The sequence below is a fragment of the Shewanella sp. genome (genome assembly GCF_047975355.1).
Classification (GTDB): Bacteria; Pseudomonadota; Gammaproteobacteria; order Enterobacterales; family Shewanellaceae; genus Shewanella.
The window spans coordinates 15,673-31,546 of the sequence record NZ_JBKEDJ010000095.1; the positions used below are offsets into that span (position 1 = coordinate 15,673).

A 15,874-nucleotide genomic window follows, 5' to 3' on the forward strand; every position below is an offset into this window, starting at 1 on the left:
ATATGACAAACGCTGTTTTTTTCAGATAAAGTGAGGCTGCTAGGTTTCCCTTCTAAACCAAACGGATAGTGAATAAACAAGGAGCGTAGATGAAATCTTCAGCTTGGGGCGCACTCGCCCTTTTACTGCTTACTCCCTCATGCTTAGCATTAACTAAGCATATTTATGGCGATGTACAAGTCACCAATATTAGCCCAAGCAGCGATTTTGTTTGGGAACGCGACAGTACCCAGCAACCCCAATACCCAATAGAACTCGCGCGTTCACGCATAGCGGGTTGTACCGTGTTGTCTTTCGACATTTCCGAGACGGGTGACACTGAAAATATCGAAGTTATTAATTCTGTCCCCAATAATGCGATTGGCAAATATTCAAGACAAATACTTAAAAAGTGGAAATGGACACCCACATCTACAGCAAAAACCGCCGAAAAGCGCACAGTCAGACTGGATTTTTGCCTTGGAGAGATTTCCTCCGCTGAATCAGAGAAACAATGCAAGCAACAAGCGCAGCTCGCATGTAGCTAAATTCATCCTGCGTTAATGGCTCTCACTGCGTGAGTAGGCAATCACATCCCCTATGTTACTCAGTCTCGACCTTAGGTTGAGGCTGAGTTGGCTCATTAGACTTAATATCGTTAGAAGTATTTTCCTTAAGTTGGGGTTCGGCACTTATTACTGATTGCTTGTCAGTGGACTCAGTTACCTCTTGTTTCGTCTCATCATCAGCTTGTGACGGCGCAACTGGGGGACTCACCTCAATCGGCGCCTGAGTCTCTTGTTGCTGCGGTTGTTCGCCTTCAGACAACACCACGGGTTCTGCTGGGGCGCTGGTTTGCGTATCGTAGGGGGTTGCGGCCTCCGAGTCTGACGCCAGCGTGGCTAAATCTTCATTCGCTGGAGTCTCAACCGCATGTTTAGGCAGTTGATTTCGATACAAATCAATCATACCCATCACCTCGGACAGCGCCTTGGCGTGATCCGCCGTTAAAATCCCATTATGCCCAGAGACAATTTCATCGGACACGGCCAGCACCCACACGGCCTGCATATTGGCGTCGGGACAGGTTTGCACGCTGCGCCGCGCCTGCAAGCGGGCACGAATTTTCCAACCCGAATGCGGCAAGGTCATCATACAACCGGGAATTTCGTCATGAGCCATTAGTGCGGAAGGCATCTTCATCGGGGTCGAACAATTACCACCAGAGCATTTATCGATATCGTGGGTAATTGCCCAAGAGTTCCCCAGCGCCCGCTCGCCGTCCTTGATGTAATTAAAGGCCTCTTTTACCGCAAAATCGCCCTTAGATTGCAGCACCACCATACTCGGTTTTTGCCTATCTAGGCTCATCAGAGTATCGAGTGGTTTAAAATCCTGCGCCGGCGCAGCTGGGTTTAACAGTAAGAAAAGATTCGGGTTATCCTGTTCATTATCTATGGCAGCCTTAATTCTATCTTTGCTGGCATGCAGTGCCACTAGGCCGCCAAGGCTATGGCCAATAACGGTATAACGCAGTAATTGATGCTCAGCGACTAACACATCCAGCTTATCCAGCAACTGCGATAGCCCGGTTTGCCCTATACGTTTGGCCACGGCTTTACGCTGTAAAATGGTCGGGAAATCCAGCGGTTCAATCCAACTGGTGGCATCTTCTGAGCCGTCGAGCCAGAAAGGATCCAGCTTGTCTCCACGCCAACCTATGTATAAACCCAATAGGTTGCGCTGTGAGTCGGATGTCGCCATCTGCTGATAAAACTGTTCGAACGCGACAAAGTTTTCGTCCTTTGGGTTAGCGCTATGGTGCCAGCCGTGGACAAAAATCAGCAGCTCGGGGGCCGTGCCATTATTGGGTTGTAAAATCCGCGCCTTGAGCCCTTGCCATTGTCCATCGTTATGTGGCTGACCTTGATCATTAAATTCAATCACATGCAGGTTTTGCGTAGCAATATCAGGGCCGGGGATGTGATAGGCTTGGTCAGGAATAAAGGGAAGTAAAATACCGAGGGACAACAACATTAAAAACAGTAACTTGTACTGAGTAAACTTCTTAAGGCTCATTTATGACAACTAAATTGTGGCCAGACTAGGCCAAAATAGACACGCTGCTGGGGCTAACAGCAAAATTGGCCAAATTATACGCTAAGCCTAGATTCCCAGCTAGAGCCGAAAGCGCCTTTTATCATCAAGCTTACCTCGATTTAACGCCAGGTATCGGGCAGCTTCACTTGGCTCCAAAGGTCGTCACACAGTGGCGCAGAATTCTGCCACTGACCGCTGCAAATCCATTTGACTAAGGCGTCACCTACTTTTGGATAATCAATAGGATTTGGCGATGCCGCCTTGAGCCAACGCTTCACCACGCCCATATCCAAGCTCATCATACTGTCACCTGCGCCCAATAATTGTAGCGCTGCCACATTCGACAATTGTTCAAATTGGCCAATCAGCGGCTTTACCAACAACTTTTTACCTAAGGTCAGCGCTTCGCTCGCCAGCTCAAATCCTGCATTACCAATAACCCCACCACAGCTTGCTAAGTGCTGTTTAAAACCATCTCGATTAAAACCATGCCATTGAATATGTTCGGCTAGGGCCTCAGTAGGCTGCTTAGCGTGATACACCAAAAACTGATAATCCGTAAAAGGTTTAAAAAATTCGGCGATCACATCCGCCTCTTCGAAAGGTAAATAAACCAAAATTTGATGAGAATGCTCAATGGGGCTGGCATCCACTTCCACAAAAGGAGGTAGGATCGGAAAACCAAAATGATGCCAATGGCAGCCCAGTGCCACATCCACAGGCGCAAAATAGTTGAGTAGCAGCTCATTAAACCAAGTGCTCCCCAATTTAGGTACTGGGTGAGTCAAGGCCGCTTGGTGGCTTATGCCGATAGAAGGTACTCCCTGGCGCCTCGCCGCCCAGGCGGATACAGGCTCAAAATCATTCAGCACTAGATCATAGCAACTCAGATCTAGCGCTTGAATGTCTTTAAGCAACGACAAGGAAAAATTCTGTTTCACCGTTTGCGGCATACTCACCCGCCCAGCGTGGGTCGCAAAGGTCATTCCCGCCTGTACGCGATACTCCCCAAAACACTCCATATCGAAAAAATGTTCAGGTTTGCGCCCAGAAAATAAAAAGTCGACTTGAATATTGTGCTCAACCAAGGCTTTTGCCATCACTCGAGCACGACTTAAGTGGCCATTCCCTGTGCCTTGAACTCCGTAGAGTATTCGCATTACTTATCCTTTAACTGTGAATGAAAGATTGGTGAATCAAGGAGATATCCAACGAATAAGCGCCTAATGAGTGTTAAATCACCGGATGCACGAGCAGCACAGCTCCCGTGCCTAACAGAGCACCAGCGACAATATCTAAGGGATAATGCACCCCAAGGGCGATACGCGAGCCGCCAATGCAGAGCGCCCAGGCGTAGGCGAGAAGCGCGGCCATGGGATAAACCTGCGCCACACTCGAGGCCATCACAAAGGCGGCGGCCGTGTGTCCCGAAGGTAGACTAAAACGGTCTGAAGGTTCGAACCCCTTGTCAAACCCGGCCAAAGCGTGGCAAGGCCGAGTACGGCGAATGCTATTTTTGAGCAATAAGTACAGCGGCAATTCAATCAAAAAACTCGCTAACAGCAGATTGAACAGGCTCTGTCCTTGGGCGTGAGTCAGCATCAATCCCACGGCGATATACAAATATAGATGCCCATCTCCAGTTGCCGAAATCCGCTTGGCCCAATCATAAACACCATGATGTTGGCTCAAACTCACAATGCGGTAAAACATGCGCTTATCTAAGTCTGTAATGTAACTCAACATAAAACAGGCTCCTTGCTGGCATGCCAGCGAGTATCATGGCGATGTTAATGAGTGCATTCTGTCGACAGCCCTTAGCGTCTGCATGTTTTAACTTTCTGTCAGACGACTATTTCACGATAGAACCCCACGCTAAACTCTATGGCGACTTAAACAGATATTGCTTAAGTACTCAGTGTTAAGGTGAGACTAAGAACTCCCGATGACGGCAAAGTGACATCAGGCCTAAAGTTTTATGACACAAGGGGATATGGCGAGGGATGGAATAATGGCCTAGCACAATAGGCCAAGCGAGCGGGGAGATACAGTGTTGCCCAGATGCTAAGAACGGGCAACACTGTTAGAAAACCTTCAAGCAACGGCTTGTTCCAACGCTTTGGCGCGGTAAATTTTCGTCAGATGATAGATATTAATACAGGCTACGAAGGCGTTCATACCCGCAACCGGCCAGGCTGAAATAAATACGCCGTAGATAACAAACAGAGTACAGCCGACAAAGTTTAACCATCTTAACCAGACGATGTTCTTCATCATAAGTGAAATTGCCACCATCACTGAGGCAAAATAACCAATAATTTCAATTGTGTTTACAGCTTCCATAGGCACCTCTCGAAGGCCCTCTACCGTCCATAAGCGTAACGGGGGGTCCTTGCCCCTAAAGCAAATATAAGTTAAGTAAGTTAATTTAAACTTGGGATATAATACCAAAACACGCAACAGAGTTGTAATAAAAAACCGTTATTTAATGACCGAAATCAAGTTTTGAGGATAAACCCCTGTTAAGTGACGAAAGTTTACAACAGAAGTGTTAACCCCCAAGTGCAACAATACCGTGATTGATAACACTTTTCTTTTCAGTAATCCCTTTTATACTGGCGTAAACTCGCTAAACTGTACGCAACGCGGATCAATAGGAGTGTAAATATGGAATACAACACCTCAGAACTATGTGACATGTACTTAGATGTCGTAGATGTAGTCGAGCCCATGTTCAGTAACTACGGTGGTTGTAGCTCTTTTGGCGGTTCTATCAGCACAATTAAGTGCTTTGAAGACAACGGCCTAATCACCGAGGTCTTACAAGAAGATGGCCAAGGTAAAGTCTTGCTGGTTGACGGTGGTGGCTCATTACGCCGCGCCCTGGTCGATGCATCTATCGCAGAAATCGCAGTCAACAACAACTGGGAAGGCATTATCGTTTACGGTTCAGTACGCGATGTGGATGCATTGGAAGAATTAGACATCGGCATTCAAGCCCTTGCCTCAATTCCAGTGGGTGCCGATGGCAATTCAGTGGGCGAAGTGGAAATTCCTGTCAACTTTGGCGGCGTGACCTTCCTCCCAGGCGATCATATCTATGCCGACAACACTGGCATTATCCTGTCGCCAGAACCACTCGACATTGAGTAATGACAAATTACCTATCAAGAAAGCCAGCTAAGCTGGCTTTTTTATTGGCTACTTTTCGCTAAGTCCCATTGAATATTCGTCCTTGGGTACGCCACAATATCCCAGTCCCTACCGATAAGAATACGAATCCATGTCTGAATTTATTCCATTTACTCAAGCCGATGTCGCCAGCTTAGTGAGCCCAAGAGCGGGTGAAACCAAAATTGGTCAATGTGTACATTTGGCCAATCACGAACATCCGCTCGAGGCGATACTCGCCACAGCCAAAGCCCACGGCGCTCAATTTGCCATTTTAGGCGTTGGGGAAGATATCGGCCCACGAGCTAACCTAGGCAGAGGCGGCGCCACCGATGCCTTTACCACCAGCATGCGCCAATGGTTGAATTTACAGTCCAATCGTTTTCTTTCGGGCGCCGAATGCCTGATTTTAGGGCAAGTTCATACGGCGGATTTGCAATTGCTGGCTCAGGATGGTGAAGGCGCGAGCTTAACCCATCTACGCCAAGCGGTTGAGCAACTCGATGAACGGGTGATTAGCATCGTTAGCGCTATACAAGCCGCAGGACTTGAGCCCATAGTGATTGGCGGCGGCCACAACAATGCCTATGGTCTGTTAATGGCGACTTCGACCCATTATCAACGCCAAGTTGCTGCGGTGAATTTGGATCCGCACAGTGATTTTCGTCTGCTCGAAGGGCGCCACAGCGGTAATGGTTTTAGTTATGCCGCCGATCGCGGCGCGCTGGGTTATTACCATGTGCTCGGCTTACACGAGCTCAAAAACAGCGAGGTTAATTTACAGCAGCTGTCTGAATTTGGTGGCACTTGGCATAGCCTGCAACAGATCTGGGTTCGCCGCGAGATTAGCCTCACCGAGGCGCTGCAGCAAATAGCCAACAAGCTCAATCACACCGCACTGCCCGTTGGATTAGAGCTCGACGTCGATGCCATCGCCAAAATGCCCAGTAGCGCCTCAACGGCGGCGGGCATTCCTCTGCTCGATGCGGCACATTATGTCAGTTATATCGCCAGCCACAGCCCCTGTGCGTATCTGCATTTGGCCGAAGCCGCGCCGAGTTGCCATGAGGCGGGGATTGAAGCAGGATTTAGGGATGTCGGCCAGAGTATCAGCGAGTTAATCTATGCCTATGTGCAGGCACGACGTCAATTTTTAGCCCAATAGCATGTTAAGCTTGCGCCCATGTGGGTGCTAAGCTATTCACCAAATCCTGATATTGTGGTCTAATGCCAATCCATTTTATCGGGTCGGCACACTCAAGATTGGCCAATGCCAAACGCCTCAAGCTAACGCCTTGAGAAGAGTTTACTAACTCGATCACAGAGTGATAGATCAAAGATTCAGCAAATACAGGCGATGGCTTACACTCGCCAACAATATTTTGCAAAACAATAGGAATACATTGATGTCTGAGGGCGAATCTAAAAATACCCACTTTGGTTACAAAACCGTAGAGGCAGATAAAAAGGCAGATCTCGTTGCCGGCGTGTTTCATTCGGTTGCCGCCAAGTACGATATCATGAATGACGTTATGTCCTTCGGTATTCACCGTTTTTGGAAGCGTTACACCATTGAAGTCTCTGGTGCTCGCCCGGGTATGAAAGTGCTTGATCTTGCAGGTGGTACTGGCGATTTAACCGCTAAGTTTTCCCATCTTGTGGGTGAAAAAGGCGAAGTGGTATTAGCGGATATCAACGACTCTATGCTGAAAGTGGGCCGCACTAAACTGCGTGACCGTGGCATCGTTGGCAATGTGAGCTATGTGCAAGCCAACGCCGAAGCACTGCCTTTCCCCGATAACCACTTTGATATCATCACTATCGCCTTTGGTCTGCGTAACGTGACCGATAAAGACGCTGCGCTGCGTTCAATGAACCGCGTGCTTAAACCCGGCGGTAAGTTATTAGTGTTAGAGTTTTCTAAGCCGCAACACGAGCTGATGCGCAAAGTCTATGACTTATACAGCTTTAAAGTGTTGCCGAAAATGGGTGAGATTATTACCAAAGATGCGGACAGCTATGAGTATTTAGCCGAGTCGATTCGTATGCACCCAGACCAAGAGACCCTCAAGCAAATGATGGTCAATGCTGGCTTTGAACAGGTCGATTACACCAATATGACCGACGGCATTGTCGCCCTGCACCGCGGTTATAAATTCTAATGATGCCGCAAGAAGTGGTGTTACTTGCCTGCGCCGCCATAGAGACGGGTCTGAAACAACTTCAGACCCAAGCTGGTGACGCCTATGCACGCCAGCGTCAGTTACATGGCAAAGTATTTCGCATTCAATTATCACAACTCAGTTGGCCAATTTACTTAATCTTCGCCAAAGAAATCCAAGTGCTCAGCCGCTATGAAGGTGATGTGGATGTCAGTCTGCATGCCGACGCCACGACGCTGTATCGCGTGACAGAAGGCGCCAACCTTACCGAACTCATTAAGCAGGATAAGCTGACCCTCGAGGGTGACCTCAATCTGTTACAAAGCTTCAGCCACTACCTACGTAGCATTGAGTTTGATTTTGCCGAGCCACTGTCGCGTTACTTGGGCGATGGGCCAACCCATAAACTGCTGAGCACGGGGCTGCAGGCAAAGACCTTAGCACTTGAAGTACTGCGTAAGACTCGCTCCCATTTGGGGCAACTCGCCATCGAAGAATATCGCCTTGCGCCACATCGGATTGAACTCATTCATTTTCGCGATCAAATGGATGACTTAGTTGATGACACTCGCGCGCTCGAACAACGGATTGCCAAATTAAGAGATAAAATTAAGCCATGACCCTTGCCAGTATCCGCCGTGGTTACCATGTCATAAAAACCCTGCTGCAATATGGGTTAGATGACGTATTACCGCCAAAGATGACCCCTTGGTACTTTAAACTCGCCCGCAATAGCTTGTTTTGGATCCGCAATAAGCACAAAGGCAAATCCGGTGGCGAGCGTTTAAAGCTGGCAATGCAAGATCTTGGCCCTGTGTATATTAAGCTCGGGCAAATGCTATCAACCCGCCGCGACTTGCTCAGTGACGAATGGGCCAATGAACTTGCAATGTTGCAGGATAAAGTCCCGCCCTTCGATGGCGCCTTGGCTCGTCAGGCGATTGAAGCCGAGCTTAAAGCACCGATTGAGAGCCTCTTCGATGACTTTAACGAGACGCCATTAGCCTCGGCCTCGATTTCCCAAGTACACACCGCCACACTTAAATCCAACGGCAAAGCCGTAGTCTTAAAAGTGCTGCGTCCGAATGTAGAAACCAAAATTCAAGCCGATCTGTTGTTGATGTCGCAAACAGCCAAGGTCATCGATTATCTCCTCGGTGAGGGTAATCGTCTGCGCCCCGCAGAGGTGATTGAAGATTATCGCGTCACCATTCTAGGTGAGCTCAACCTTAGGCTTGAGGCCCTCAATGCCATTAAGCTACGCAATAACTTCCTCGACTCAGACGCGCTCTACATTCCTTACGTGTATGAAGAATTTTGCTATCCGCGCCTAATGGTGATGGAGCGGATTTACGGCATTCCAGTCTCGGATATCGCCACCCTTAAGGCGCAGGGGACTAACTTTAAACTCTTGGCCGAGCGTGGCGTTGAGCTGTTTTTCACCCAAGTGTTCCGCGATAACTTTTTCCATGCCGATATGCATCCGGGGAATATTTTTATCTCCCGCGAACATCCCGAGAATCCTTATTATATCGGCCTAGATTGCGGCATTATGGGCACGCTCAGCGAAGTCGATAAACGCTATTTAGCGGAAAACTTCCTCGCGTTTTTTAATCGCGATTATCACCGCATCGCGCAGTTGTATATTGAGTCGGGTTGGGTATCGGAAAAAACCGATCTGCAAGCCTTCGAACAAGCCATCAAGGTGGTTTGTGAACCCATGTTCAACAAACCCTTAGATGAAATCTCCTTCGGGCACGTGTTATTAGAATTGTTCCGCACTGCGCGCCACTTCGACATAGTAGTTCAGCCTCAGCTCGTGCTGCTCGAGAAGACCCTGCTGTATATCGAAGGGTTAGGCCGTCAACTGTACCCGCAGCTGGATCTCTGGCAAACGGCTAAGCCCTTTTTAGAGCAGTGGATGGCCGAGCAAGTGGGCCCTAAGGCAATGTTTAAAAAGGTATCCACAAAACTGCCATATTGGTCAGATAAGCTTCCGGAATTCCCTGAGCTAATTTACGATAACCTTAAATTAGGCAGGAAATTGCTGAGTTCTCAGCAACAAATGCTAGATAAGTATCTGAAATATCAGCAGCAAGCACATAAGAGTAATTATTTGCTCATCACTTCTGCAATTTTATTGATCTGCGGCACGTTATTGTTTAACCAAGACGCTACACTGTGGAGCCCTTACGTGTGTCTAATTTCAGGCACAGTGTTATGGATTATCGGATGGCGATCTAGGCCAAAGAATCGTAAATTTTAGCTAGCACTAATTAATCAGAGGTTCATAATAGAACCGATATCAATTAAGAGGATACCTTCATGGGTGGCATTAGTATTTGGCAACTTCTTATCATCGCGTTAATCGTTGTCTTATTGTTTGGAACAAAGAAATTACGCTCTTTGGGTGGTGATTTAGGTGGTGCTGTTAAGGGCTTTAAAAACGCTATGTCTTCAGAAGAAGATAAGAAAGCGTTAGAAGATGCTGAAGCGGCAAAACCTGTGCAAACAGCACAAACTGCACAACCAACCCAACAGGCGACTGAAAAGAAACCTGAGTCTAACAAAGAACAGGCGTAACTCTTTATGTTTGACGGTATCGGCTTTATGGAGCTGCTGCTGATCGGTGTTCTGGGGCTTGTGGTACTTGGCCCCGAACGTCTACCGGTTGCAGTACGTTCAGTAACAGGTTGGATCCGCGCGATGAAACGCATGGCCAACTCAGTCAAAGAAGAACTTGAGCAAGAGCTAAAGATCGAGCAATTGCACGCCGACCTCAAAAAAGCAGAGAGTAAAGGTCTATCTAACCTCTCACCCGAACTGCAAGAGTCGATCGACCAGTTGAAGCAAGCAGCGCAGTCTGTGAATCGTCCTTACCAAGTGCAAGATACTCCTGCACAGGAAAACCAGATCCACACCCCTGCAAGCCAGAGTGTTTCTTCAGAGGCGAGTCCTACGGCTTCCTCCGCCCCCACTAGCGAACCCAATCAGGGCGAGGATACCCGTTCTAACCCGAAAGCTAACGGATAATTATGTCGCAACAGCAGCCACTTATCAGCCATTTGCTTGAACTTAGGTCCAAGCTGCTTAAATCCATTGCCAGTGTGTTATTAGTGTTCATTTGTAGCGTGTATTGGGCAAATGATATTTACCATTACATGGCAATCCCTTTAATGCAGTCTTTGCCCTTAGGTGGCAGCATGATTGCGACCGATGTGGCCGCACCTTTCTTCGCCCCTTTCAAACTGACTTTAGTACTATCATTTTTTGTGGCAGTACCCTATGTGCTCTATCAAATTTGGTCCTTCGTGGCTCCCGGCTTGTATAAGCATGAAAAACGCTTAGTCATGCCGCTACTCTTTAGCAGCACAGTACTGTTTTACCTAGGGATCGCCTTTGCGTATTACATTGTCTTCCCTGTGGTGTTTGGCTTCTTTGCCAACACAGCCCCCGAGGGAGTACAAGTGGCAACCGATATCAGCAGCTATCTCGATTTTGTGCTGAAGTTATTTTTTGCCTTTGGCTTATCCTTTGAAATCCCGGTTGCCGTTGTCCTACTCTGCTGGGCCGGCGTAACCACTCCTGAAGATCTTAAGCAAAAACGCCCTTATATTGTTGTCGGCGCATTCGTGGTAGGCATGCTATTAACACCACCCGATGTTATTTCCCAGACTATGCTTGCCGTACCAATGCTGTTATTGTTCGAAGGCGGATTATTTGCGGCTCGTTTTTACAGTAAACCTGATGACGAGTCCGACGAAGAACAACCAACGAACGACTAATGCCTTAATCGGCATTAGAGGAAAATAATAATAAGGAATCTGGGATGCGTTTTACTCTACTTACTGGCGCAGTATTACTGGTATCGGCACAGGCTACTGCGGGTATTGAACAGCAATTAACTCAATGTGCCGCAATGACAGATAAACTCGATCGCTTAGTCTGCTATGACAATTTAGCGGCGAGCATTCGAGTTGATACCATGGCCAATAATGCCACCGCACCTACGGCAACGTTAGCCCCCGTAACAACACCCGCAGCAACTTCTGCTGTGCCAGTTGCGACGAATGTTGAAGATAATTTCGGTATGGAAGTAAAACGCGTCCAAGAAAATACTACCGACAAAATTTATCTCGATGTTGAGTCGATTACTGAAGATCCTTATGGCGCCTTAAAGATTACCTTTACCAATGGCCAAATTTGGAAACAAACCGAAAACCGTAAATTCAACCTAAAAGTCGGTGAGAAGGTATTTATCGAAAAAGCCGCGCTCGGTTCTTTCTTAATGGGTACAGAAAGCCGCAACGCTAAGGTGAGGGTAAAACGCCTAAAATAATGCCATCTTATATAGATATCGCTGTCAACTTGCTTGGCAGCGCACTCGAACCAGACATAGCGCAAATCGTACAAGCAGCGGCGGACCAAGGGGTTTCGCCGTTAATTGTTATTGGCAGTGATTTAATTGAAAGCGCAGCAGCCATTGAGTTATGCCAACAGTATCCTAAGCAGCTTTACTGCACAGCAGGTGTACATCCACACCATGCCAGCGGATGGCAAGCTGATTCCAAACAGATCCAAACAAATCTGTGCCAGGCGCCGCAAGTCGTTGCCGTGGGTGAATGCGGGCTCGACTACAACAGAGACTTTTCCCCTCGTCCGGCCCAGCGCCACGCGTTTATCGCCCAACTCGAACTCGCGATTGCACTCAAAAAACCTGTGCTAATGCATGAGCGAGATGCTCACAGTGATTTTTTGAGTATTGTTAAAGAATACCGCCCCCATCTCAGCGGAGCATTATTGCACTGCTTTACTGGCACACGAGCTCAGATGGAAGACTATATCGAGCTCGATCTACATTTAGGCATTACAGGCTGGGTATGTGATGAAAGACGCGGCCAAGAGCTCGCCGAGTTAGTCCCGTTTATTCCGAACGAACGTTTATTGATTGAAACTGACAGCCCATACTTGCTACCACGCAGTATGCGGCCTAAACCTAAATCCAGTAAAAACAAACCCGAATACTTGCCCTATATCGCACAATATATTGCTAATCTACGCGGTGAAAACCCGGCTGAATTTGCTAAACAGTGCTATCAAAATAGCTTAGCCTTTTTTAATTTGAGTCAAACTAATGACTAAGTTCGGCAGCTTATTGGTATTGTTGCTCGGCATGCTAATATCAGCTGGCTGTTTTGCCAACATTATGAGCCTAGATGAGCGCACCCCCACACCACTTAACCTAACCCCTTGGTTAATGGTGACGCATTCTAATGCCAACAGTAAATTTGCCGATATTCAAGCCCTGCCCAAATTGCAATGGCACAAGTTTACCAGTGAAGATATTCAACGCCTGAGCCAACATAATTTTTGGCTTAGAGTTAACCTCACTACTGACGACGAAAGCCTTTCACGTATTCTCGCCCTCGATAATCCCTTATTGGATAAAGTAACGCTTTATCATTTGGTGAATAATCAACTCATCGACACCGTTTATATGGGGGATACGCTGCTCTACAAGGAGCGCCCGCTGCCAAGCAATATCTTTCTATTTCCTTTTAAACTGAGTGCCAATGAGCAACACACCTTTTATCTGCATATCGTCACTGAAGGTAATGCCGCGGTACCACTAAGTCTTTGGTCGGCTAATGATTTAGCCCAAATTGCCGAATCGACGGCGATTGAACATGGGTTTCAACTCGGAGTGCTCGCCGCGATAGGCATCTTTAGTCTCTTTATCGCATTAGCCTCGGGTTCATTTAGCTATAGCTATTACTCGGGTTATGTTTTATGCATGACACTGTTGGTGGCCACCATTAATGGTTATGCATTCCGCTTTCTCTGGCCCAATTGGCCCACATTACAGCAACTTATGATCCCCGTACTGTTGCCTCTGGTGATGGCCTTTGCCTTAATGTTCACCGAAAAAATCCTGCAGCTAAAATACTATAACCGCCGTATGTTATTGATATGTCGTTATAGTGCCGTTTATATCCTCTTGGTCGGCTTATTAGTGCCTTTTATCCGCTATGGCACCGCACTTTCCATCGAGATTATCTCGGCAGCGACACTCAGCATCGTCATGATGGTACTCGCCGTCATACAAGCCATTAATGGTCAAAAACTCGCGAAACTCTATACCATTGGCTGGGTCAGTATGCTTACTGGCGCGTGCCTCAGCAGCCTACTCTATTTGAGTGTTATCGAGCTCAATATCAAGCCGCAGACGCCAGTAATGCTTGGACTCACCTTCGAGATCATCTTTATGTCGCTGGTACTCGCTATTCGCTATAACGATGAACGAAAATCTAAACTCCGCATTCAACAGGAAGCCCTAAAGCAAGCCCAAAAGATCCGTAGTGCGCGCGAGGAAGCCTTAAAAGTTGAAGCGGAAACCAATGAAAGGCTCGAACAGATGGTGCAAGAACGCACCCTAGAGCTTGAGATCACCCTACGCGAGTTGCATGAAGTTAATCAGAAACTTACCGAGCAGAGCACTATCGATAGCTTAACCGGTGTGAAAAACCGTAGCGCCTTCGATAAACGACTGCTCGCCGAGAGTCGGATCAGCCGTCGACAAGAAACTCCTATCGCACTGTTAATGCTGGATATCGACCGCTTTAAATCGATTAACGATCAGTTCGGCCATTTAGCAGGGGATCAGGCATTAAAAGTGATAGCGACAACCTTACAACAGCATTTAAAACGACCAACTGATCTAGTATCACGTTTTGGTGGTGAAGAGTTTGCTATTATTCTCCCCAATACGACTGCGGATGGCGCCATTCAAGTCGCTGAAAGTATAAGAGATGCAGTGACTAGCATCGGCCTAGAATGGGAAGGAAAGCCCATTCCCTTGACCGTGAGTATCGGTGTCAGTGCCGACGTGATAAGTAACGACCAACACAGTACCGAATTATTAGAGCAAGCCGACAAGGCACTCTATCAGGCAAAAAATAGCGGACGCAATCAAGTCAAATTGTATGCGCCAGCACAAACAGAACCCAATTAGGAGTCTAATGTGAACATCATTACCAGTGCCTTCCCTCAGCGCAGAATGCGCCGCATGCGTAAACATGACTTTAGCCGTCGCCTGATGGCTGAAAACCATTTAACAGTTAATGACTTGATCTATCCCATGTTTGTGCTTGAAGGCACTAATCGCAGTGAAAAAGTCGCCTCTATGCCAGGGGTTGAGCGTTATTCTATCGACTTACTGTTAAAAGAAGCCGAAGAGCTCGTTGAACTCGGTATTCCGTTAATAGCCCTGTTCCCAGTTACCCCTGCCGAGAAGAAATCGCTGATGGCAGAAGAAGCCTACAATGCCGATGCTTTAGTGCAACGCGCCGTGCGTGAACTGAAAAAGGCCTTCCCACAACTGGGTATCATGACTGACGTGGCCTTAGATCCTTTCACCACCCACGGTCAAGACGGCATTATCGATGAAACAGGCTATATCCTGAATGACATCACTACAGAGATCTTAGTGAAACAAGCACTATCCCATGCCGAAGCGGGTGCAGATATTGTTGCCCCGTCGGACATGATGGATGGTCGCATAGGTGCGATTCGCCAAGCGCTCGAAGCCGCTGGCCATGTCAACACCCAAATCATGGCCTATTCAGCCAAATACTCCTCAAGCTACTATGGTCCCTTCCGTGACGCCGTCGGCTCAGCAGGCAACTTAAAAGGTGGCAATAAACATAGCTATCAAATGGATCCAGCCAACAGCGATGAAGCCTTGCATGAAGTGGCACTAGACATCCAAGAAGGCGCAGATATGGTAATGGTGAAGCCTGGTATGCCATACCTAGATATCGTTCATCGCGTAAAAACCGAATTAGCTGTGCCTACCTTCGCTTACCAAGTCAGTGGCGAATATGCTATGCATATGGCGGCCATTCAAAATGGTTGGTTAGCGGAAAAGGCCATCGTCATGGAATCGCTGCTATGCTTCAAACGTGCTGGCGCCGACGGCATCCTAACCTACTTCGCCAAACGTGCAGCACAGTGGCTAAAAGAAGCTAAATAATCGGGCTTAGAAACCAATTCTAAGCATAAAGGGCAGCCATACGCTGCCCTTTTTATTGGCTCGAACAAAGTCCTTAGAACAACTCTTTATCGTTCAAAACGATAAGCAGACAATGAATATGGTCATCGCAGAGGCGAATAAAAGGAAGGAATTGAAAGGATAAAATTGAAACACCAAAAACAAAAAAGCCAGCTTATGCAGCTGGCTTCATTGTTTAATTAGGCGCTTGGCGATGACCTACTCTCACATGGGGAGACCCCACACTACCATCGGCGCGATTGCGTTTCACTTCTGAGTTCGGGATGGGATCAGGTGGGACCACAATGCTATTGTCACCAAGCAAATTTGTTATTCACTACCCGTCTTATCTCACGCAGGCAGTAAATTAAATTCGGAAAGCTGGTTTGAGTTACACTTCTTAAGTGTTTGT

At 47.5% G+C, this 15,874-nt stretch carries 17 protein-coding genes and 1 rRNA gene; 13 read left to right on the forward strand and 5 right to left on the reverse strand.

The window, feature by feature from the left end; genetic code table 11:
* Positions 1-89: 89 nt before the first annotated feature.
* Positions 90-527 (forward strand): energy transducer TonB, encoded by a 438-nt coding sequence (locus ACK5NH_RS19920; RefSeq protein ID WP_416922884.1) that lies wholly within the window; start codon positions 90-92, stop codon positions 525-527.
* A gap of 55 nt (positions 528-582) precedes the next feature.
* Here ACK5NH_RS19920 and ACK5NH_RS19925 read toward each other — a convergent pair whose 3' ends face one another.
* From ACK5NH_RS19925 to ACK5NH_RS19940, 4 genes are all read right to left on the reverse strand, one after another.
* Complete coding sequence (locus tag ACK5NH_RS19925; protein ID WP_416922886.1) at positions 583-2,058, reverse strand: alpha/beta hydrolase family protein; 1,476 nt, start codon at positions 2,056-2,058, stop codon at positions 583-585.
* A gap of 140 nt (positions 2,059-2,198) precedes the next feature.
* Positions 2,199-3,239, reverse strand: a complete 1,041-nt coding sequence (locus ACK5NH_RS19930) for an MJ1255/VC2487 family glycosyltransferase (RefSeq protein ID WP_416922888.1) — start codon at positions 3,237-3,239, stop codon at positions 2,199-2,201.
* Positions 3,240-3,312: 73 nt separating this feature from the next.
* A complete protein-coding gene (locus ACK5NH_RS19935; RefSeq protein ID WP_416922890.1) occupies positions 3,313-3,825 on the reverse strand; it encodes a phosphatase PAP2 family protein in 513 nt (170 codons plus the stop codon).
* A 348-nt stretch (positions 3,826-4,173) separates the two neighbouring features.
* On the reverse strand, positions 4,174-4,422 hold the full coding sequence (locus tag ACK5NH_RS19940; RefSeq protein WP_041408907.1) for a YgjV family protein: 249 nt from the start codon (positions 4,420-4,422) through the stop codon (positions 4,174-4,176).
* A 324-nt stretch (positions 4,423-4,746) separates the two neighbouring features.
* On the opposite strand from ACK5NH_RS19940, the gene rraA reads away from it, so the two are divergent.
* The 12 genes from rraA (at position 4,747) to hemB (ending at position 15,444) form a co-directional block, all read left to right on the forward strand.
* Positions 4,747-5,232 (forward strand): ribonuclease E activity regulator RraA, encoded by a 486-nt coding sequence (gene rraA, locus ACK5NH_RS19945; RefSeq protein WP_416922893.1) that lies wholly within the window; start codon positions 4,747-4,749, stop codon positions 5,230-5,232.
* A 130-nt stretch (positions 5,233-5,362) separates the two neighbouring features.
* On the forward strand, positions 5,363-6,415 hold the full coding sequence (locus ACK5NH_RS19950) for a formimidoylglutamase (RefSeq protein WP_416922895.1): 1,053 nt from the start codon (positions 5,363-5,365) through the stop codon (positions 6,413-6,415).
* Positions 6,416-6,656: 241 nt separating this feature from the next.
* The gene (ubiE, locus tag ACK5NH_RS19955; RefSeq protein ID WP_416922897.1) at positions 6,657-7,412 is read left to right on the forward strand and encodes a bifunctional demethylmenaquinone methyltransferase/2-methoxy-6-polyprenyl-1,4-benzoquinol methylase UbiE; all 756 of its coding nucleotides are present in this window, start codon (positions 6,657-6,659) and stop codon (positions 7,410-7,412) included.
* Entirely contained in the window at positions 7,412-8,032 is a 621-nt protein-coding gene (locus ACK5NH_RS19960) for a ubiquinone biosynthesis accessory factor UbiJ (protein ID WP_416922899.1), read from the forward strand. Before ubiE ends, ACK5NH_RS19960 begins: the two co-directional genes overlap by 1 nt.
* Positions 8,029-9,678, forward strand: a complete 1,650-nt coding sequence (gene ubiB / locus ACK5NH_RS19965) for a ubiquinone biosynthesis regulatory protein kinase UbiB (RefSeq protein WP_416922901.1) — start codon at positions 8,029-8,031, stop codon at positions 9,676-9,678. The genes ACK5NH_RS19960 and ubiB overlap by 4 nt, the downstream gene beginning before the upstream one ends.
* A gap of 59 nt (positions 9,679-9,737) precedes the next feature.
* Positions 9,738-9,995 (forward strand): Sec-independent protein translocase subunit TatA, encoded by a 258-nt coding sequence (gene tatA, locus ACK5NH_RS19970; RefSeq protein WP_011624283.1) that lies wholly within the window; start codon positions 9,738-9,740, stop codon positions 9,993-9,995.
* Positions 9,996-10,001: 6 nt separating this feature from the next.
* Positions 10,002-10,445: a Sec-independent protein translocase protein TatB gene (tatB, locus tag ACK5NH_RS19975; RefSeq protein WP_416922903.1), complete on the forward strand. Its 444-nt coding sequence runs from the start codon at positions 10,002-10,004 to the stop codon at positions 10,443-10,445.
* Between the two features lie 2 nt (positions 10,446-10,447).
* Positions 10,448-11,197, forward strand: a complete 750-nt coding sequence (gene tatC, locus ACK5NH_RS19980; RefSeq protein ID WP_416922905.1) for a twin-arginine translocase subunit TatC — start codon at positions 10,448-10,450, stop codon at positions 11,195-11,197.
* A gap of 44 nt (positions 11,198-11,241) precedes the next feature.
* Complete coding sequence (locus tag ACK5NH_RS19985; RefSeq protein ID WP_416922907.1) at positions 11,242-11,751, forward strand: hypothetical protein; 510 nt, start codon at positions 11,242-11,244, stop codon at positions 11,749-11,751.
* Positions 11,751-12,554 (forward strand): TatD family hydrolase, encoded by an 804-nt coding sequence (locus tag ACK5NH_RS19990; protein WP_416922909.1) that lies wholly within the window; start codon positions 11,751-11,753, stop codon positions 12,552-12,554. Before ACK5NH_RS19985 ends, ACK5NH_RS19990 begins: the two co-directional genes overlap by 1 nt.
* Positions 12,547-14,424: a diguanylate cyclase gene (locus ACK5NH_RS19995; RefSeq protein ID WP_416922911.1), complete on the forward strand. Its 1,878-nt coding sequence runs from the start codon at positions 12,547-12,549 to the stop codon at positions 14,422-14,424. The genes ACK5NH_RS19990 and ACK5NH_RS19995 overlap by 8 nt, the downstream gene beginning before the upstream one ends.
* A 9-nt stretch (positions 14,425-14,433) precedes the next feature.
* Positions 14,434-15,444 (forward strand): porphobilinogen synthase, encoded by a 1,011-nt coding sequence (hemB, locus tag ACK5NH_RS20000; RefSeq protein WP_011624289.1) that lies wholly within the window; start codon positions 14,434-14,436, stop codon positions 15,442-15,444.
* Positions 15,445-15,668: 224 nt separating this feature from the next.
* Here hemB and rrf read toward each other — a convergent pair.
* Positions 15,669-15,784 (reverse strand): 5S ribosomal RNA (gene rrf / locus ACK5NH_RS20005).
* Positions 15,785-15,874 lie beyond the last annotated feature (90 nt).